General features: G+C 71.3%; 16 protein-coding genes and 2 pseudogenes. 6 read left to right on the top strand and 12 right to left on the bottom strand.

The window, feature by feature from the left end:
* Window positions 1-154 precede the first annotated feature (154 nt).
* The gene (locus MED01_RS07145; RefSeq protein ID WP_238667706.1) at window positions 155-361 is read right to left on the bottom strand and encodes a hypothetical protein; all 207 of its coding nucleotides are present in this window, start codon (window positions 359-361) and stop codon (window positions 155-157) included.
* 157 nt (window positions 362-518) lie between these two features.
* Here MED01_RS07145 and MED01_RS07140 point away from each other — a divergent pair, with 157 nt between their 5' ends.
* Both MED01_RS07140 and MED01_RS07135 read left to right on the top strand, forming a co-directional pair.
* On the top strand, window positions 519-1,616 hold the full coding sequence (locus MED01_RS07140; protein WP_238667705.1) for a winged helix DNA-binding domain-containing protein: 1,098 nt from the start codon (window positions 519-521) through the stop codon (window positions 1,614-1,616).
* Between the two features lie 239 nt (window positions 1,617-1,855).
* Window positions 1,856-2,584: a cellulose binding domain-containing protein gene (locus tag MED01_RS07135; RefSeq protein ID WP_238667704.1), complete on the top strand. Its 729-nt coding sequence runs from the start codon at window positions 1,856-1,858 to the stop codon at window positions 2,582-2,584.
* Between the two features lie 55 nt (window positions 2,585-2,639).
* Here MED01_RS07135 and MED01_RS07130 read toward each other — a convergent pair whose 3' ends face one another.
* From MED01_RS07130 to MED01_RS07115, 4 genes are all read right to left on the bottom strand, one after another.
* Window positions 2,640-3,437: an SAM-dependent methyltransferase gene (locus tag MED01_RS07130; RefSeq protein WP_238667703.1), complete on the bottom strand. Its 798-nt coding sequence runs from the start codon at window positions 3,435-3,437 to the stop codon at window positions 2,640-2,642.
* Window positions 3,438-3,566: 129 nt separating this feature from the next.
* Window positions 3,567-4,223, bottom strand: a complete 657-nt coding sequence (locus MED01_RS07125; protein WP_238667702.1) for a response regulator — start codon at window positions 4,221-4,223, stop codon at window positions 3,567-3,569.
* Entirely contained in the window at window positions 4,220-5,515 is a 1,296-nt protein-coding gene (locus MED01_RS07120; RefSeq protein WP_238667701.1) for a sensor histidine kinase, read from the bottom strand. Before MED01_RS07120 ends, MED01_RS07125 begins: the two co-directional genes overlap by 4 nt.
* Before the next feature lie 42 nt (window positions 5,516-5,557).
* On the bottom strand, window positions 5,558-7,588 hold the full coding sequence (locus MED01_RS07115) for a serine hydrolase domain-containing protein (protein ID WP_238667700.1): 2,031 nt from the start codon (window positions 7,586-7,588) through the stop codon (window positions 5,558-5,560).
* Between the two features lie 249 nt (window positions 7,589-7,837).
* Between MED01_RS07115 and MED01_RS07110 the strand changes: the two genes are divergently transcribed.
* Complete coding sequence (locus tag MED01_RS07110) at window positions 7,838-8,554, top strand: hypothetical protein (protein ID WP_238667699.1); 717 nt, start codon at window positions 7,838-7,840, stop codon at window positions 8,552-8,554.
* On the opposite strand, the gene MED01_RS07105 is transcribed toward MED01_RS07110, so the two are convergent.
* A complete protein-coding gene (locus MED01_RS07105; protein WP_238667698.1) occupies window positions 8,551-9,915 on the bottom strand; it encodes a serine/threonine-protein kinase in 1,365 nt (454 codons plus the stop codon). The genes MED01_RS07110 and MED01_RS07105 overlap by 4 nt on opposite strands.
* 56 nt (window positions 9,916-9,971) lie before the next feature.
* Between MED01_RS07105 and MED01_RS07100 the strand changes: the two genes are divergently transcribed.
* Together MED01_RS07100 and MED01_RS07095 are read left to right on the top strand one after the other, a co-directional pair.
* A complete protein-coding gene (locus MED01_RS07100) occupies window positions 9,972-10,520 on the top strand; it encodes an RNA polymerase sigma factor (RefSeq protein ID WP_238667697.1) in 549 nt (182 codons plus the stop codon).
* 155 nt (window positions 10,521-10,675) lie between these two features.
* The gene (locus tag MED01_RS07095) at window positions 10,676-12,757 is read left to right on the top strand and encodes a PQQ-dependent sugar dehydrogenase (RefSeq protein WP_238667696.1); all 2,082 of its coding nucleotides are present in this window, start codon (window positions 10,676-10,678) and stop codon (window positions 12,755-12,757) included.
* Window positions 12,758-12,822: 65 nt separating this feature from the next.
* Here the strand turns inward: MED01_RS07095 and MED01_RS07090 are convergent, their stop codons facing one another.
* The 5 genes and pseudogenes from MED01_RS07090 to MED01_RS07070 form a co-directional block, all read right to left on the bottom strand.
* On the bottom strand, window positions 12,823-13,590 hold the full coding sequence (locus tag MED01_RS07090) for a hypothetical protein (protein ID WP_238667695.1): 768 nt from the start codon (window positions 13,588-13,590) through the stop codon (window positions 12,823-12,825).
* 59 nt (window positions 13,591-13,649) lie between these two features.
* Entirely contained in the window at window positions 13,650-15,797 is a 2,148-nt protein-coding gene (gene helR / locus MED01_RS07085; RefSeq protein ID WP_238667694.1) for an RNA polymerase recycling motor ATPase HelR, read from the bottom strand.
* Between the two features lie 142 nt (window positions 15,798-15,939).
* Window positions 15,940-16,320 carry a YccF domain-containing protein gene (locus tag MED01_RS07080; RefSeq protein WP_238668138.1) on the bottom strand — a complete coding sequence of 127 codons (381 nt, stop codon included), beginning with the start codon at window positions 16,318-16,320 and terminating at the stop codon, window positions 15,940-15,942.
* A 96-nt stretch (window positions 16,321-16,416) separates the two neighbouring features.
* Window positions 16,417-16,501 (bottom strand): annotated as a pseudogene (locus MED01_RS07075) (STAS domain-containing protein); the annotation flags it as partial.
* Between the two features lie 29 nt (window positions 16,502-16,530).
* A pseudogene (locus tag MED01_RS07070) lies at window positions 16,531-16,815 on the bottom strand (STAS domain-containing protein); the annotation flags it as partial.
* A 302-nt stretch (window positions 16,816-17,117) separates the two neighbouring features.
* Here MED01_RS07070 and MED01_RS07065 point away from each other — a divergent pair.
* On the top strand, window positions 17,118-17,714 hold the full coding sequence (locus MED01_RS07065; RefSeq protein WP_238667693.1) for a hypothetical protein: 597 nt from the start codon (window positions 17,118-17,120) through the stop codon (window positions 17,712-17,714).
* A 51-nt stretch (window positions 17,715-17,765) separates the two neighbouring features.
* Here the strand turns inward: MED01_RS07065 and MED01_RS07060 are convergent, their stop codons facing one another.
* Complete coding sequence (locus MED01_RS07060) at window positions 17,766-19,673, bottom strand: glycerophosphodiester phosphodiesterase (RefSeq protein ID WP_238667692.1); 1,908 nt, start codon at window positions 19,671-19,673, stop codon at window positions 17,766-17,768.
* Window positions 19,674-19,694: the final 21 nt, after the last annotated feature.

Here is a 19,694-nt window from a genome sequence, read left to right as displayed (position 1 = left end):
ACGACGGCTCCCAGCAGTGATCACCTTTCCGGCTGGCGGCGGCCAGCGCTATGGCGCAACCACCGAACCCACCGTCCCTCAGTTGTAGGAAGTGCACAAAACTTTTTGGCACCCCCGGGGACGCGGGACCCGATCTGTCCGCTCCGGCAGTTGATCAAGACGGTGCGGGCGGTTCACCCCCGGGCGATCGGCTGACCAGGAAGATCATCGCCGGCCCGGCCGGCTCGACCACCCCGGCCCAGGCCAGGAACGCGCCAGTCGAGGAGCGGCAACGAGGGCACCGCACCTCGTACGCCCACGTCTGGCGCTGCTGCTCGCGGCGGGACTCACCGCGCTCGTCACGCCGGGCGGCGTCGCCCACGCCGCGACCGCCACGGTACCCGCGACGGGCACCCCGATCACCATCACCTCGATCGAGCAGCTCGCCGCGGGCGCCGCCGTGAACCTCGACGGCGGCGGGTCGAGCGCCCAGACTGTCGGCCCCGGGTCGGATAATCGCGCCGGCCGAAAGGGACCTGATGACCATCCTCGACACCCGGGCGCTCAACCGCGCGACGCTCGCCCGGCAACTGCTGCTCGACCGCGCCGACCTGCCGGCGCTCGACGCCGTCGCCCACCTCGGTGGCCTACAGGCCCAGGAGCCGCAGGAGCCGTTCATCGGGCTGTGGTCGCGGCTGCGCCCGTTCGACCCGACGGTGCTCTCCACCCTGCTGGCCCAGCGACACGTGGTGCGTACCCACCTCATGCGCCGCACCGTCCACCTGCTCGTCGCCGACGACGTCGTGGCCTGGCGCACCCGTCACGACGCCATGCTGCGCCAACGCGTGCTCGGGGTCTACCGCGGCGAGCTCGACGGGGTGGACCTCGACGAACTCGCCGCTGCCGCGCGGGCGGTGGTGACCGACGGTGAGCCCCGCTCGATGCCCGAAATCGGGCGGGCGCTCGGCGAGCGTTGGCCGACACCGGGGCCGCGGGTGCTGGGCGAGATCGCTGTCGCGCTGCTCCCGATGACACAGGTGCCGCCACGCGGGATGTGGCGGGCGAAGGGAGGCGCGCGCTACGTCCTGCTCTCCGCGTGGCTCGACCGGGAGATCGCCCCGCCGGCCGGGGCCGGAGCCGATCCGGTCGGCCAACTGCTCGTCCGTCGCTATCTGGCCGCGTTCGGCCCGGCGGCCACTGCCGACCTGCGGGCCTGGTGCGGCCTCGCCGGCCTCCCGGCCGCGGTGACCGCCCTGCGCGACGAGTTGGTGACCTTCCGTGACGAGCGTGGTCGGACGCTGATCGACCTCCCCGACGCGCCGCGCCCCGACCCGGAGACGCCCGCCCCGGTGCGCTTCCTGCCAGCGTTCGACAACGCGATCCTCGGCTACGACGACCGCAGCCGGATCATCGACGACGCCCACCGTAACCTCTCGGTGGCCGGCGAGCGGGTGGTGCTCGTCGACGGACGGGTCGCGGCGACCTGGCGCGTCGAGTCGGGCACTGTGGCAGTCGACCCACTACACGGCTTCTCCCGAGCTGACCGGGCCGCCGTGACCGAGCAGGGGCAGGCCTTGGCGTCCTTCCTCTCCGACGACGAGAGCGACCGGGTGCGGGTCGGTTCGTTCCCCCTGTGACAGGCCACCTGATGCCGTAGACCGACGTGATGGTGCGTGCTTGCATCGATGTTCGTCGACTGCGATGCTGTGGTCGGTCGTGCTCGGGAGCCAGCGCGCACCACACCTTCTCCGGTCCACGGGGCGCACGCGGTGGTCACGTCACCCGTGCCGGGCAGTCCTCGTCGGTGACCGGAAACCCGAGCGCGGCACCATCCACCACCTCGGTGATCGGTGCCCGGTCCCCACCGGAGGTACCGATGCTTCGCATGTTCCTCGCCGTTACGACAGTGACGCTCGCCGTCTGGGGCGGGGCGAGCGGCACCACAGAGTCGACGCCCCCGCCGCTGGCCACACCACTGCCCTCGCCCACGATCGCCTGCCCACCGGCCCTGCCGATCAGCGCCAGCGTCACCGGTGCCACCACCACGAGCCTGACCATCTCGTACGTCATCTTCTTCCGCCCGCCCTGCGGCTACGACCCGCCGATGACAGTCAGCCTCTTCAGCAGCCGGGAGGACGCCCAACAGTGGCGGGCGGCTGTCGCCGAGGTTGTCTCCGGGCCGGAGCGCAACGGCTCGGTCACCATCGACCGGCTGGCTCCCGACACGGAGTACTGGTACCGGTTCACCGACGTCGACGGTCGACGCGACCCGTACGTGATCGCCTCGGCCCGGACCGCCTCACTGACCTCGTGCCGCGCGACGGCCACTGTCGACGCCCGCTGGGGCAGCGGCTTCGTCGCGACGGTCACGGTCCGCAACACCGGGACGCTGCCGCTGGACCAGTGGCGCGTCTCCTGGCGGTGGTCCGGTGACGAGCAGGTCCAGACGGCCTGGGGTGGGGTGGCCGAGACCGCAGGGGCCGATGTCACAGTTCGCAACGCCTCCTACAACGGGACGCTGGCGCTGGACGGGGCTACCACGTTCGGTCTGCTCGTGACGACCAGCGCGGTGCCCGACGGCCTGACCCTGACCTGCGCGCGGTGAACGACGTCCGCCCCGCTCCGGCGCGATGGCGGGAGCGGGGCGGACGTCGTCTCGATCAGGGCTTGCGGGCCACCGCGCCGTAGGCGTCGATCCCGACGGCGTCGGGATCCTCCGGTCGCCACAGCGGGATCGGCACCAGGCCCGGCTCCACCATCGTCAACCCGTCGAAGCAGCTCTCCAACTCCTCCGGGCTGCGCAGGATGTACGGGGCCCCGCCGCTCTGCGCCAGCCGCTCGGCGCCGGAGACCACCGCCGGGCTGGTGTTGGTGCCGTCCCAGAGCACCAGGTGTGAGCCGGACGGCACCGCGTCCATGGTGCGCCCGACGATCGAGCGCACCACGTCCAGGTCGGGCTCGTAGCCCATCACGCCCATGTACATCACGGCGATGGGCTGGTCGAAGTCGAGCGTCTGCGCCGCCTCGGCGAGGATCTTCTCCGGGTCGTGGTAGTCGGCCGGTACGTAGGTGGTGACACCCTCCGACGTCGTGCTGGCCAGCAGCGCCCGTGCGTGCACCAGCACCATCGGGTCGTTGTCCACGTAGACGATCCGCGAGTCGGGTGCGATGCCCTGGGCGACCGCGTGCGTGTTCTGCATGCTGGGCAGGCCGGTGCCGATGTCCAGGAACTGCCGGATGCCCGCCTCGGCCGCGAGGTGACGCACGGCTCGCACCAGGAACACGCGCGACTGCTGCGCCATGAGGACGATCTCCGGGTAGACCTCGGCGACAGCGTCGCCGGCCGCCCGGTCGGACTGGAAGTTGTCCTTGCCGCCCATCCAGTAGTTCCAGATCCGTGCCGCGTGCGGCACGTCGGGCTGAAGCTTCGCGGCGAGTTCGGGGTCCGGGCCGGCCATGCCTGGCTCCTATCGAGGGGTCGTCAGCTGGGGGTCACCACAGCGGTACGCCCGGGATCGTACTCCGGCAATGTCCACTCTCGACCGGCGGTGGACCCACCGCCGCCGGGCACGGGATCACTGTCGCTGTCACCGGTGGACCACCCCGTTCTGGTACGCCCACACGACGGTCTGCAGCCGATCCCGCGCGCCGATCTTCGCCATGGCGCGACCGAGGTGCGACTTGACGGTGCTCGTCTCGATGAAGAGCCGCTCAGCGATCTCGACGTTGGACAGGCCCTGCGCGAGCAACTCCACGATCTCGGTTTCCCGCGCGGTCAGCTGGTGCGCCGCCGCCGCGTCCGAGCGGGGAGCGGGCGTACGCCTGGCGAATTCCGAGATCACCCGGCGGGTGACGGCCTGGTCGACGAGCCCGTACCCACTGGCGAGGCGACGGATCGCCTCGATCAGCTCCTCGGGCTCACAGTCCTTGAGGATGAACCCGCTGGCACCGGACTCCAATGCGCCGAAGACGTACTCGTCGAGGTCGAAGGTCGTCACGACCAGCACCGCCGGTGGCGTACCTGTCGCCTCGGCGACGATCTGCCGGGTCGCGGTGATCCCGTCGCCGTGCGGCATCCGGACGTCCATGCAGATGACGTCCGGTTGCAGCCGGCGGGCCAGCTCGACGGCGGCGGACCCGTTCGACGCCTCCGCCACGACCTCGATCTCGCCGGACTGCTCCAGGATGACGCGGAAGCCGGCGCGGACGACGGCCTGGTCGTCGACGAGCATCACTCTGATCATGCGGGGGCCTCTTCCTTCGACCGGGATGTGGCGGGACCGTTCGTCGGGAGGGTCGCGGCGACCGACCAGCCGCCGGTCGCCGTCGGGCCGGCGGTGAACGTCGCCCCGATCAGCTGGGCGCGTTCACGCATGCCCACCAGTCCGACGCCACCGGTCCGTGCCGCCGGTACGCGTCGCGGCGCGGCGGGTTCGTTCACCACCTCCAGTGACACCGAGCGGGGCTCGAAGCTGAGCACCACCCGCGCCGCAGCGCCCGGGGCGTGCTGGCGGGCGTTGCTGAGCGACTCCTGCGCGATCCGGTAGAGCGCGACGTCGGCGATCGGCGGCACCTCGCGCTGCTCGCCCTCCTGGACGAACTCCACCGGGCCGGCGAGGCTGCCCGCCGTGCGGACGAGGTCGTCGAGCATGCCCAGCCCCGGCACCGGGGCGGCGCCGTCACCGCCCTCGTACCCCGGCCTGCCGCGCAGCACGCCGACCACCAGCCGCAGGTTGTCCAGGGTCTCCTTGCCCTGGCTACGGATCCAGGCCACACCGGCCTTCGCGGCCGTCGGGTCCCGGTCGATCAGTCGCTCGACCGCCGCCGCCTGCACGACCATGCCGGAGAGGTGGTGCGCCGCCACGTCGTGCAACTCCCGGGCCATTCGAGAACGCTCCGCGCCGATCGCCGCCTGGACCTTCGTGTGCTGCTCCCGGATCGCCTCGTCCGCCCGCACCCGGACCAACTCCACGTAGCGCCGGTAGGTGGCCACGTAGCCGCCGACGAACGTCGCGCTGGCGTAGGTCAGGGCGCTCGCCGAGACGTACGCGACGGCAGTCAGCAGATCCGGGATCACCACGACGGCCGCCCCGATCGACTCCACCAGCACGACAGCGCTGACGGCCAGCAGCGCACGGCGGACCGGCAGCAACGACCCGACGGTGTACGCCACGACGAACGGTGCGAGACCCCGGATTGTCGCCTCGGGCAGGGAGAAGCCGATGATGGGCAGTTGGAGGCCGACGATGAGCGCGAGGCAGAGCAGCGGCCGGACCCGACGCAGGCACAGCAGCATCGCCTGTGCGCAGCAGATGGCGACGAGCAGCCAGGCCCGCGTCGGGTCGAACGACACCCCGTCCTCCGGTGCCACGAACCGGAAGAGCACGGTGAACAGGACGAACGTCAGGACGGTCAGCGCCGCGGCAAGCAGGCAGTCCCGGGGGAACACTCCGGTCACCCCGATCCGGGTGAGCCGTCCGTCGAGCCACTTCGTCAGTCGCGGTGTGCCGGGTTCGGTGTCGGCGTGGTCCCTCATGCGGTGCGCATCCTTGCTCCGGATCGTCCCGGGTCGGGCGGGTCAGTAGGAGATGCTAGGCGCGAGCAGGTGGAACTCCACGGCGAACCAGCCCGCGCCGGCGAGGGCGAACAGGATCAGAGCACTGCCGGTGATCCGCCGCCAGCCGATGTGGCGTCGCACGTCGTCGACGAGTCGGACCGCGGCGGGCAGTACTCCGAGCAGACCGACCATTTGCAGCACCTGAATGGTGCGCAGGACGGGCCCGGGAACGTCCTGGAGGCTCATGATGCTGCCGATGCTCAGCACCCAACCGGCGAACGCGAGCAGCGTGCCGGCGACGGCGAGGCGGCTCAGGATCCGCGCGGTACGCCCCGCCCGCTCCCGGGGGGCGCGGCCGAGCCGACGGCGGACGATCGCGCCGACCGGCCAGGACAGGACGGTGAGCAGCAGCACGACTGTGGACAGTGCCAGCACCGGTACGGCCACTGTGGAGGCGCGGGCCGGCTCGACGGGCAGCAACGCGAACGCGGAGTCGAAGCTGATCGCCTCGACCCGGTCGTCGGTGGCCCGCATGGCGATCGTGCGCTGCCCGCCGACCTCGCGCCAGACCCAGGGCGCCACCTCCTCGTAGCGGGCGGGGGAGTCCGACAGCGGGCCCGGCTCCACCAGCAACCGGTTTCCATCGGTGACGCTGACAGTCGTCCGACCGACCAGGCCGATCACAGTCAGGAAGTTGCTCCGGATCGCTCGCGAGGACTCGTACGTGCCGGCGGCGAGCGCGGCGTGCCTGGCGGTGGTCGCCGGGTCCACACCGACGGTCGGCTGGTCACTGGGGGCGGGGAAGTAGCGGTCGGCGAAGCCGTTCACGATCGACTCGCGAAGCTCGTGACTGTCCAGCGCGCCGGTGCCGTTGCTGTTGAGGGACAGGAAGATGCCGGCCCGGTCGTCGGGGTAGATCTGCAGGTGCGAGTGGAAGTACTTGGTGTCGCCGCCGTGGCCGAGGATCCGGTGACCGTTGCGGTCCTCGGTGAAGAAACCGAGGGTCATCCGGGGCCCGTCGGCCAGCGTGCCCAGCGACGTCGCGTCGAGTACCGGCCGCTGCATCAGCTCGCGGGTCGGTTGGTCCAGCAAGGGCGCGAAGCCCACCGGTTCGCCGAGCTGGGCGAGCATGAATCGCCCCATGTCGGTCGCCGGGGCGCTCAACGCACCGGGCGGGGGCGTGCCGACGATCTCGAACGGCGCGGCGGGCCCGGCGGAGGTGTCGTACCCGTTGGACATCCGGTCGCGCAGCGCCTCCGGGAGGGGCTGCTCGAAGGTCGACGACGGCATGCCCGCGCGGTCCAGGATGTTGCGTTGGACGTACTCCTCGAAGCGCGTCCCGCTGACGCGTTCGACGATGTAGCCGGCGAGCGCGTTGCTGTAGTTCGAGTAGGCGGGGACCGTGCCGGGCTGGTAGATCTGCTCCGGTGGGTCGGTCATCAGCGCCCTCCGCAGGTTGAGATCGCCGCCGTCGGTGCCGATGAGGCCGGCGATGCGCTCCTCGAAGCCGGCGGTGTGCGTGAGCAGGTGCCGCAGTGTGACGGCCCGCTCATAGCGGAGGGGCAGTTCGAAGTCGAGGTACGCCTTGACGTCGGCGTCGAGGTCGAGCTTCCCGCTCTGCACGAGTTGCAGCACCGCGGTGGCGGTGACGAGCTTCGACACCGAGCCCATCCGGAACAGATGCCGGTCCGGGTCGACAGGCACGGCCCCGTTGCCGCCGGTGCCGGTGTCGGCGTACCCGTACCCCCGGGATGTGAGGATCTTGCCGTTGTTCACGACGGCGACGGTGGCTCCCGCGATGCCGGTGCGGTCGAGCGCGGCTGGCAGCAGGCCGTCGAGCCAGGCGTTGACGTCGGAGTCGGTCAGGGCGGAACCCGTCCCGCTCGCGGGTGCCGCCGGAGCGTCGATGTGCGGTGCGGGGTCGTGCTGGGGCGCGCCGCAACCGGCGGGGCCCACGGCGATGACGACAGCGGTCGCCAGCACCGCGCCGAGCCGGACGACAGGCCGGGCGGGTCGGGGTGAACCGGGGGCGAGAAGGGAAAGAGAGCGCATCGTCTGCCAGTGCCTTTCCTGGCGAACGGGTGTCCGGAGCAAATCCGTACGGCGTCACCCGATGCCTTGGGACAAGCCTGTTCGAGTGATCGCCCCGAGCCATCTGGCGCGAGACGGCAATGCGCTTACGACTTGAGGAGGAGGGCGGGTGCGCCGATGGTGGGCAGAGGTGCCGCTCCGGTCGCGTGAACCACCGCCCGTACCGGTGCATCAAACCCTGTGACAGACCCCGCGGAGGAAGGACCACCCATGCGCGGCAACCTGCTCGTCGGTGCGATGCTCACCCTTACGTTCGTCGCCGGTTGCACGTCACCTCTGAAACGGGTCGGCGGCGACGCCGCGCCTGCCGGCTCTCCGTCCACCAGCGCGAGCCCGCCGAACCCGTCGGCGTCGAGCGCTCCGACGACCGGCAGCGCCGGTCCGAGTACTCCGACCACCCGCAGCGCCACCCCGGGCGCCCCGGCCAACCGCACCTCCCGGCCGGCCGCTGCGGTGAGCGAGATCAGGCGGACCGACTGGCCGAATGCGGTGATCCGCAGTCTGAAGTTCTGCGGTGAGTCCGACGACTCGGTGGTGTTCCGCAACGGGTCCAACGGCCTCGACGTGCCCTGCCGAATCCTGCCGGGTGGCGCCCGGCCGGTGTACGCCGACTTCCTCCCCGAGGAGCCGGCGAATTCGCCGTCGACCGAGGACGCGCTCGTCCTCGTCGAACTGGGCAACTCCGGCGCCGCGCGGCGGCAGGCCCTCGTGCCGGTTCAGCTCGACTACACCGGCCGGGTGCGGTGGGCGCGGCCGGTCATTCTGGGGGACGCTCCCAGTCCGAGCGGCGACCGGGTCATGACGTTCGTCTCGTATCGCGTCGTGCGGGACAACGCCGTGCAGGCCACCGTCCGCAAGCTCGATGGCGGCACCGAGACACGTCGGTGGCGCACTGTCGACTACGCCGGGAACTGGGAACGGTACTAGCGTTGTTCGACCATCGAGCCGTTCACCCGCAGCGTGCCGAGGATCTCGTCGGTGCGGTCGACGCCGTCGGTCTGCTTGACCTGGACGTACACGCCGAAGGTGCCGGCGGCCGCGACAAGGGTGACCTCGCTGAACGCCGTCTGCGCGCCACCGCATCGCGCCCAGTGCCGGACGGTCCCACTGAACTCGGCGACGGTGACCGCCCGGCCGGCGGCGGGTGCGCACCCGCCGTGATCGGGCAGCGCCGGCTGCTCCGCTCCGCGCAGACCGGGGCTCACTCCCACGAAGACCCCCGGTGTCGCGCTGTCGACATCGGACCACTCGGTGAGGTCGGCCCCGACGAGCAGACCGGGGCCGCGCCCGTCGGGGAGGCCGATCACCGTCGGATCCCAGCCGCCGTCGCGCAGTTGCCGTGCCCAGTCGTCGGGAACGGCCACCGAGACAGCGCCGGTCGAGTCACCCACCCGGGTCCAACCGTGCGGCGCGGTGGCGGCGGTGGCGGACCCGGCCATGACCAGCGTCGCGGTCACCGTGCCGACGGCGGCGAGGAACCGGCGGATGCGCCGCGACGGCGGGCGGGCCGCCAGCTGCCGGCTGGCGAGCAGACCCTCCAACGCGGCGGCGTACGCGGCCGCTGTGGGCCAGCGGCGGTCCGGATCGCGATGCAGCGCCCGGCGGACGGCGCGCTCGACGGCAGCGGGTACGCGGGGTGCCGCCGCCACCGGCTGCCCGGGCGGCGAGCCGGTCAACATGTGCTGCGTCAGCGCGCCGATCGCATAGACGTCGGCGCGCACGTCGATCCCTCCGCCGGGGACGAGCTGCTCGGGCGCCATGTAGGCGGGTGTGCCGGCCACCACAGTGAACCCGGACGCGTGCGCGAGAGTCTTGGCCAGCCCCAGGTCGGCGACCAACACCCGATCCCCCGCCGGGGTGGGGTCGAACAGCACATTGGACGGCTTCAGGTCGCGGTGCAGCACACCGCTGTCGTGCAGCACCGCCACCGCCCTGGCGATGTCGGCGGCGATCCGCAGCGCCGCGCGCACCGGCATCGGCCCGCCGCCCAGCCGGTCGGCGAGCGTACCGCCGGCGGCGTACGTCATCACCAGGTACGGCCGGCCGTCGGGCAGCTCACCGATGTCCAACACCCGGACCAGGTGATCGGAGTCGACCTGCCGCATGAACCGGGCCTCCTGGCGAAAGCGCCCCCGGATGTCGGCCCGCTGGGACCAGTTGTCGGCGAGCACCTTCACGGCCACCGGCGAGTGCAGCTCGTCGTCGTACGCCAGCCACACGGTGGCGAACGCGCCGGCGCCGACGGGGCGCGCGATGCGGTACCGGCCGACCTGCGGCGGGATGGACACGATCGTATTATCCGGCGACCGGGACTCCGGTGACGCCCACGAGCGGGGGAGCGCGGGTGGCGAAGGAATCTGACACCGAGGAGTTGGCGAGGCGGGCGGCGGCCGGCGACAGCACCGCACTCGACGCGCTGCTGGCCGCGATCGGTCCACGGGTGCTGGAGCAGTGCGGGCGGTTCCTGCCCTGTCGGCAGGACGCGGAGGAGGCGGCGCAGGACGCGTTGTTGCAGGTGGCCCGGCACATCCAACGGTTCGAGGGGCGATCGCTCTTCTCCACCTGGTTGCACACGGTGGTCGCCAACTGCGCCCGCCAGACCTACCGGTCACTTCGGCGACGGGCGGCCGAGCGGCCCAGCGCGCTGCTGCCCGTCGAGGTGGCCGACCCCCGCACCACGAGCGTCATCGCCGGATCGCGCCTCGACCTGCTGGACGCGTTGGACCGGCTGGAGGCGCACCGGCCGGACCTGGCGACGGCCCTCGTGCTGCGCGACCTGTGTCAGCTCGACTATCAGGAGATCGCCGGGCAGTTGGGCATTCCGATCGGCACGCTGAAGTCCCGGATCCATCACGCCCGTCGGTACGTCAGGGAGGCGTTGCGGGGTAGTTGAGCGATGCGTACGCCGATCCGTGGGTTTGCCCCCGATCGGGGGACATCGTTTGACATGTACGCCCAACGCATCTTTGATGGTCGATGTGTCTGTTCGGCGTGGTCGGGCGCTTCTCGTCTGGTCGGGCCGGTCGATGCCCGGAGCCTGGAGGACGGATGCGAGTCATCGCGCGGAGAAGCCCACTACGCCCACGACGGCGGCTGTTGCCGGTGGCGACGGCGGCGGTGACGCTGCTGAGCCTGGCCGTCGGTGTGCCGGCGGCCGCCGCGGCACCGTCGACAGTCGTCGGTGTGGCCAGCGGTCGTTGCCTGGACGTGGTCGGCAACGTCAGAACCGCCGGTGCCGGCATCAACATCTACGACTGCAACGGTCAGGCCAACCAGGCGTGGACCTTCACCTCAGGTGGTGAGCTGCGGGTCTACGACGACACGATGTGCCTGGACGTTGTCGGCCAGGACACCACCGCCCCGGCCGCGGTGCAGATCAACGGCTGCACCGGCGGCGCCAACCAACGCTGGCGGATCACCAGCTCAGGGACCATCGTCGGGGTCCAGTCCGGCCTGTGTCTGGACGTGTCCGGCGCGGGCACCGCCAACAGCACCACAGTCGGCCTCTGGACCTGCAACGGGCAGTCCAACCAGCGGTGGACGACGTCCTTCGGCAGCGCCGACAGCCAGCCGCCGACGGCGCCGGGTAGCCCACGGGTCAGCGGCCTGACCTGCAACTCGGTCACGTTCGCGTGGAACGCCTCGACTGACAACGTCGCGGTGGCCTTCTACGACATCTACCACGACGGCCAGTTGATGACGTCGGTGAGCGGCACGACGCTCTCCGCCAACCTGACAGTGGTCGCCGGGGCTACCTGGGGCCTGTACGTCAACGCCCGCGACGCCGCCGGCAACGTGTCGCAGGCGAGCGCCACCGTGTCGATCACTCCGCCGCCCTGTCAGGCCGACAGCCAGCCACCGACGGCGCCGCAGCAGCTCACGGGCACCGCGTCGGGCACCACTGTGACGCTGCGCTGGGCCGCGTCGACCGACAACATCGGGGTACGGGCGTACGACATCTACCGGGCTGGCGCGAAGGTGGGAACGGTCACTGGCGCGCCGCCCGCGACCACGTTCACCGACAGCGGTCTGACGGCGAACACCTCCTACCAGTACTACGTGGTGGCTCGGGACGCGCAGGACAACGCCTCGTCGCGCAGCGGCACCGCGACGGTGACCACCGGCGCGGCGTGCGCCAGCCCGGTGTGCGGGGTGCGGCAGGTCACCACCGACACCGACATCCCGTGGGGTCTGGTGACGTTGCCCGACGGCAGCGTGCTCTACAACCGCCGCGACGCGCACGACATCATCCAGCTCAACCCGACCACCGGGGCCAAGACCAACCTGGGCACGGTGCCGAACGTGCAGAGCACCGACGGTGAGGGTGGCCTGTTGGGGCTCGCCATCTCGGCCGGTTACTCCAGCGACCGCTGGCTGTACATCATGCACACCTCGCCGAGCGACAACCGCATCGTCCGGATCAGGTTGGAGAACGGGCGACTCAACACCGCCAGCGAGCAGGTCCTGCTCAGCGGCGTCCGGCGGAACAAGTACCACGACGGCGGTCGCCTGCGGTTCGGCCCGGACGGCAAGCTGTACGCGAGCACCGGCGACGCCCAGAACGGCAACTACGCCCAGGACCGGTCCAGCCTCGAAGGCAAGATCCTGCGGCTCAACCCGGACGGCACCGTCCCCTCGGACAACCCGTTCGGCAACTACGTGTGGAGCTACGGCCACCGCAACCCGCAGGGGCTGGCGTTCGACTCGCAGGGCCGGCTGTGGGAGCAGGAGTTCGGCAACTCGGTGATGGATGAGACCAACCTGATCACCAAGGGCGGAGACTACGGCTGGCCGGCGTGCGAGGGCACCAGTGGCAGCTGCGGTACGGCCGGGTTCATCGCGCCGGCGCGCACCTATCCCACTGCCGAGGGGTCCTGTTCCGGCATCACCATCGTGCGCGACGCGCTCTACGTGGCCTGCGCCCGAGGCGCTCGGATGTACCGCGCGGTGATCAGCGGCAGCAGCCTGACGAACGTGCAGACGTACTTCAGCGGCACCTACGGTCGGCTGCGGACTGTGGAGCCGGCTCCCGACGGCGGCCTGTGGCTGACCACCACCAACGTCGGCGACAAGGACAGCACCCCGAACAACAGCAACGAGAGAATTCTCCACGTCACGTTGGGCAACTAGTTCCAGGCATCCCACCAGGGCCGCCTCGGCGCGGCCCTGGTGGGATGAGCGGTGGGACGGCCCGGTCAGAGGCCGAGGTCCGGCCAGTGCGGGTCGTCCCAGCGGGCCGGGCCGGCGAGACCGAGCAGTCTGATCCGGTGCAGCCGCTTCGGGTCGGCGCCGATCATCCGCAGCCGGGCCGGGGCGTGCTGGAGCAGCCAGGCGGTGAGCTCCGCGCGGAGACTCTCCTGCTCGTCGCCAGTGAGTTCCCAGGTGCTCCACGGCAGATCTTCGCAGAGCAGGTCGTACTCCCACTCCCCGAAAGCCTCGGCGAGCCGCTGGTTCGCCAGGGGACTGGTTGCCGTCGCCCAGGCGTCGAGCCAACGGTCGAGCACGCCAGAGGCTTCCACGAGCATGGCCAGTACCGAGTGCGGCGGCACCTCGGCGTCCGGGTCGGTGACCGTGACGACCCACCAGGCGTCCAGGAACTCGCGGATCGCCGTCGACTGCTCGGTGGGCCACTCCTGCCAGCGGCCGAGCGCGAACGCACGCCCCGCATGGTCCATGCTGCTCAGGCGCTCCACCTCGCCGCTTACCAGGGCCGTGGCGAGTTGGGGCAGGATCCGCCGCAGCATGGCCGCGGGGAAATCCCAGTCGCCGGCCCAGTAGGTACGGCGCAGCAGGTCCGGGTCCAGCTCGACGTCCGGGGTCTTGAGCAGGGCAAGTTCTTCCGCGCTGCCCCAGTGGCACTCGCAGTTGCCGTCGTCGGGGTGGGCGGTCATCCCACGGAAGGTGATGGCGAGATGGGCCAGCGCGGCGTCGAGTCGACGCCGTGGGGGCGTGGGTTGCGTCATGGGGATGCGCCTTCGCGGACTCCGGCGGCGCGGCAGCCGAAGAGCGCGACGTTACACCCTCAGCCGCTGGTCAGGAGCACGAGCTGCTGGGTGGCCCGGGTCATCGCGACGTAGCGGTCGACCGCACCCTCGATGCCGGTGCCGAACGTCTCCGGGTCGACGAGCACGACCAGGTCGAATTCGAGGCCCTTGGCCTGCTCCGGGCTCAGTGACCGGACCCGGGACGTCGGCGGGAACGTCGGGTCGCCGATCACGCAGGCGATCCCTTCGGCGTGGGCCGTCAACCAGGTGTCCAGGATCGAACCCAGGTCGGCGACCGATCCGTGCGCGACGGGCAGGCCGTTGCCCCGGATGGAGGTCGGCACGTTGGCGTCGGGGAGCACGGCCCGGATCACCGGCTCGGCCTCCGCCATGACCTCCGCCGGCGTCCGGTAGTTGATGGTCAACGAGGCCACCGTGACCCGGTCCAGCCCGACCCGCTTGAGGCGTTCCTGCCACGACTCGGCGAACCCGTGCCGGGCCTGCGCGCGGTCTCCCACGATGGTGAAGCTGCGCGACGGGCAGCGCGTCAGCAGCATCTGCCACTGGGCGTCGGTCAGCTCCTGCGCCTCGTCGACGACGATGTGCGCGAACGGGCCGGCCAGCAGGTCCGGGTCGGCGTCCGCCAGCGCCGACTCGTCGACCAGGACCTCGCGCAGGTCGGGTTGGCGCAGCATCGCCAGCAGGCCCTCGCCGTCGTCGTAGGTGTCGGCCGCGAGCAGCTCGTCGACGACCCTGGCCATGTGCTCGCGTTCGACAGCGGCGGCCGGGTCACGCCGACGGGTGCGCCCCGCCCTCTCCGCGTCGCCCAGCCGCTGCCGCGCCGCGTCGAGCAGCGGCAGGTCGGACACGGTCCAGGCCCGGGGCTCGTCGCGCTGCAGCTTGCGGACCTCCGCCGGGCTGAGCCACGGCGCGCACCTGCGCAGGTACGCGGGCACCGACCACAGGTCACCCACGAGATCAGCCGCGTCGAGCAACGGCCAGGCTCTGTTTACCGTCGCCCGCAGCTCCCGGTTACGCAGCAGCGAGTCGCGGAGCACGGCGTCCGGCTCCTCGCCGTCGTACCTGTCGATGAGGATGGTGAGCAACCCCTCCCAGATCTCCTCGCGCGCCTCGTTGTGCGGGGTGCCCGGACCCGGCGTCTGGAACGCGTCGGCCCAGTCGTCGGCGCTCAGGCGGACGTCGGAGTCGCCGACCGGGACCGTCATCGGGGCGGTCGGTGGGTCCTCGTAGAACCGGACCGCCGCGTCGATCGCTTTGACCAGCTCGGCCGAGGACTTCAGCCGGGCCACGTCCGGGTCGGTGTCGACGGTTGCCGTGGCCCCCTCGGGAACGAGGTCGCGCAGGGTGCAGGTCTGCACGTCCTCCTCGCCGAGGCTGGGCAGGACATCGGCGACGTAGGCCAGGTAGGGCTGGTGCGGCCCCACGAAGAGCACTCCACCCCGGCGTTGGCCGAGGCGGGGGTCGGAGTAGAGCAGGTACGCGGTGCGGTGCAGGGCGACGACTGTCTTACCGGTGCCCGGACCGCCGTCGACCACGAGGGCACCGGCCGAGCCCGCCCGGATGATGGCGTCCTGGTCGGCCTGGATCGTGCTGAGCACGTCGCGCATCCGCGCCGACCGGGCGCTGCCCAGGCTGGCGATGAAGGCGGACTGGTCGTCGAGCGAGACAGCGTGCCCGACGAACCCGTCCGCTGTGAACACCTCGTCCCAGTAGTCGCTGATCCGGCCGCGGGTCCAGCGGTAGCGGCGGCGGCTCGCCAGGCCCATCGGGTTGGCGTGGGTCGCGCCGAAGAACGGCTCGGCGGCGGGTGAGCGCCAGTCGAGCAGCAGCCGCCGGCCCGTGCTGTCGGTGAGACCGCGACGCCCGACGTACACCGGCTCGCTGTGGTCGGCCTCGACCAGGTGGCCGAGGCAGAGGTCCAGCCCGTAGCGGCTCAGCGAGCGCAGGCGGGCGGTCAGCCGGCGGACCTCGTCGTCGCGGTCGACGGCCTGCCGGCCCTTGCCGCCGGGCGCACGACGTGCGGTGTCCAGGCGGTCGGACAGTTCGGCGTTCAGCTGCGCGAGGCTCTGCGCCATGGCCGTGAAGTGCCGCTCGTCCTGGGTGATGAGCGCCGGGTCGGCCTTGGCGGCGAGGTGATCGGGGAGGTCGAACACTGAGGTGGGCAAGGAATCCAATTCATGACTTCCATTTCGGCAGAATTTGGTCTCGGCCGACGATTCTGCGTCATAAACGGGGTCTTGCCGCAAGCCCCCCAGTGCGGTATAAGTTAGAAGTGGCGGGAGGCTGAGTGCCTCCCGTTTTCCGTGTTCAGGGCACGTCGACGACCTCGCGGCCGAGGGGCCAGAAGGCGGCCGGTACGAGCTTGAAGTTGGCGATGCCGAACGGGATCCCGATGATCGTTATGCAGAGGGCGATGCCGGCGAGGATGTGGGAGAGCGCGAGCCACCAGCCGGCCAGCACGACCCAGAGGATGTTCGCCAGGCCGGACCCGACGCCCGCGCCCGGCTTGGGCACCACCGTGCGGCCGAAGGGCCACAGTGAGTAGACCGCGAGGCGCAGCGACGCGACGCCGAACGGGATGGTGATGACCAGGACGAAGCAGATCAGCGCGGCGATGCCGTAGCCGACGGCCAGCACGAGGCCACCACCGAAGACGAGCCACAGCACATTCAGTACGAAACGAATCATTACTCCAGCATGAAACATGCTCGCCACCCGGTCCGCTCGCCCCGTTCCCGCAGCGGGGAACTGCCACGGCCTGGCCACCGGAGGAGGCGGGCAGGAGGCTGCAGTGCGGGCAGCGGTGCGGCCCGGTGGCGAAGGGGGAGCCGCTCCAGCCGTGTTCGGCCACCAGGGTCCAGACGACCTCTCCTCGCTCCCGATCGGGAGCACCTGATCCACGCGGGTGATGTGCAGGATGCGCCGGACCCGGGGGTTCGGGTCGCGGACGGTGAGGGCCGCGTTGGCGCGAGTCAGCCGCCGGTGCACGTCGAGCAGCAGGCCGATGGCGGCGGGGTCGAGGTGCTGGCAGTCGGACAGGTCGAGCACGACCTGTGCGGGGCGCAGTGCCAGCAGTCGGTCGAACACCGCGCCCACCTCTGGCAGACAGGCCAGATCGAGTTCGGTGACGCGAACCTCGACCAGCGGCAGCGTGGCCCTCGCTGGCAGCACCGGCGTCGCCATTGCCGTACCCCCCTCCGTCGCCTTCGGCTCCTTCTCACCGTGCTGTGCCGGGTTGGCGGTCACTGCAAGGCGCTGTGACAGTTGTGTGACAAACCGCCGGCTGGCGGGCGCGGCTGGCCGAGGGTGATTCCGGGAGGCCGGCACCGACGACCACGTGGTCCGGGCGGGGGCACGCCCCCTCAACAGCGAACGCTGAGCCCGGGTCTCGGGGTGGATCGGTGGAAGACCTGAGACCAAAGCCAGGGCGACCCGAGGGGAGCTCCCGGAGGTCGGCCGGCGTCGGCGGCCACATGCTGGCTGACATGAAACGCGCTGCGCTCTACGTGATCGCCGGACCGGTCGGCATCGTGGCCTACGGTCTGGTCCGGCTGTGGGCAAGATCCGACGGGGTGTACGGCCCCGGGCTCGACTGGCAGGCCGCCCACCTGGTCGCCCTCGCCGGCATGGTGTGCTTCGTCCCGGGTGTGCTCGCGCTGTCCCGTCTGCTGCCCCGCAGTCCGTGGCGCACCGGGGTGGTGGCCGGCACGTTTGTCGGCCTCGCCGCGACGATGGTGCAGTTCGGCGCGGACATCGTCGAGGGGCTGCTGGCCGAGGATCGGGCGGAGATGTCGAGGCTCGGCGCGGAATTCAAGGACATTCCCGGCGTGGAGGTGGCCTTCTACGACGTCGTACCCCAGCTCTTCTTCCTCGGTCTGCTCGTCCTCGCGGGGATGCTCGCGGCCCGACGGCGGCTGCCGTGGTGGAGTGTGCCGCTGCTCCTCACCGGCATCGTCCTGCCTGTGGTCACCCTCGACCTGCTTCCCATCGGCGGCCTGTGCATGGCGCTGGCGTTGGCCCCGGCGCTGCCGCTGGTGCGACAGCAGGGCGAGCGTGCCGAGTCGCCGGTCTCCACCCACTGAGAACTCGGGGTGGCGCTGGCCCGATCGGACCAGCGCCACCCTTCCAGCCCGCTACTTCAGAGCGAGGGTGCGGGCGTCGGCGGCGATGACGCTGGCGACCTCCGCCGGCACCAGCTTGCCGGCCTGCCGGTCGGCGTAGGTGGCCAGCTCGGCGTACTGGGCGTGGGCCAGCTTGATGGTCAGCGCCGTGACGGCGGCCGGGTCCGCACCCGAGGTGAGGATCAGGTGGCCGAGGCCAGCCTGGCTCACCGTCACGGTGAAGGTGCTGGTCGCGGTGGCGATGCCCTCGGGCCCGGTCGCCTCGGTGGTGATGGTGTGCCGTCCGGCGGTCAGCTTGGCCAGGTCGAGCTTGCGCCCGGCGGCTGACTTCTTACCGTCCAGCGTCACGGTGACGGTGTCCGCGTTGGTCGCGGCGACCGCGATCACCGGCGACTGCGCCCGGTCCAGCCGAGCCCCGTTGGCCGGCGAGGTGATCTGCACGGTCGGATCGGCGGAGGCCCGCTGGACGAACGCCGAGTTCCAGCCGACCAGCTCCGCCGCCCGGTTGGTGATGATCGCGTCGGTGCCGATCCGCTCCAGCCGCTGCCACAGGCCGGCGGAGTCCATCGTCCAGGCCATCACGGCGACCCCGGCGGCGTGCAGCGGGGCGACGACCTCCGGCTTGGCCAGCAGCGCGTTGCCGTCCGGGTTGTACGCGGTCAGGTGCAGCTCCTTCGCGAGCGCCACCGGATCGGCGTCCAGGGTGCTGCGGAGCAGACCGAGCGGCAGCTCGGGGGCGATCTCGTAGGTGTACTTCAGGGCGTCCACCTCGAAGCTCTGGATGAAGACCCGGCCCATCATCTGCTCGTCCCGGATCACCTGGATGACCGTGGCGACCTCGTCGCGGGTGTGCTTGCCCTTGATCTCCACGAGCAGGTTGCCACCCCGCGTCCGCAGGTCAGCGAGCTGCTCCGCGAGGGTGGGCACCCGCTCGCCGACGTACTGCGGGCCGAACCAGGAGCCGGCGTCGAGGGCCTTGATCTGCGCGACGGTCAGGTCCCGGATGTTGCCGGCGCCGTCGGTGGTCCGGTCGACGGTGCCGTCGTGCAGGATGAACGGGATGCCGTCCTTGCTCGGCTGGACGTCGTTCTCGATCCAGTCGGCGCCGCCCCTGCGGGCGATTTCCTGGGCGACGAGGGTGTTCTCCGGTGCGGCGGCGGACGCGCCACGGTGGGCGATCACTGTGAACGGGCTGCCCTCGGGGCGGAGATAGCCGTTCGGCGGCAGCTCGGTGACCGTGACGTCGTCGTACGACACTGTCGCGCCGTTGACGAAGAGCCCCTGGACGCCGTCGGTGGACCGCTGGAGGCTGCTGGTCCGCATCGCCTCCCGCCCGTCGAAGATCCAGCGGGCCTGGTTGCCGTGCACCTCGACGGCGACGCGCACGTCCCGGCCGGTGCCGGCGGCGGACTGGGCGGAGGCGGTGTTCGTCACGACCCAGGCGTCGGCAGTGGTCCGCTGGGCGAATTCGAGCCCGTTGGCGGCGGTGGTGCCGCTGCGCATGGTGGCGATCCACCAGGGGGTCGCGCCACTGGCGGGGACGTCGATGCCGAGCGAGGCCCAGCGGGTGGCGGCCGAGACCGCCTCGAAGCGCATGGTCGCCTCGAGGCGGAAGTCGTTCAGGTGCCGACCGAAGGTGATTTTGTTGTTCTCGCTGGAGCTGGCGGAGGTTCCGTACAGTCGACCGTTCTCGACCTTCCAGGTGCCGTCGACAGCGTGCCAACCGGCGGGCAGCGACCCGGCCGAGAAGTTCTCCGAGACGACGACGTTGCCCGGCTCCGCGGTGGCGGGCGACGAGGTCGCGACGGCGACCGCGGCGGCAGCGCCGGTGATGGCGAGAGCGGCGGTGACGGCGGCGGCCCGGGTGCCCAGGCGTGCCCCGGCGCGGCGAGGTGACGGTGATGCGGGTAGGACAGTCATGGTCGCGACGCTACGAAGCAC

It is taken from the genome of Micromonospora alfalfae, from assembly GCF_022230925.1.
GTDB classification, from domain to species: domain Bacteria; phylum Actinomycetota; class Actinomycetes; order Mycobacteriales; family Micromonosporaceae; genus Micromonospora; species Micromonospora alfalfae.
The sequence above is the reverse complement of the archived record's forward strand: the minus strand, read 5'-3'. Positions and strand labels throughout refer to the sequence as shown.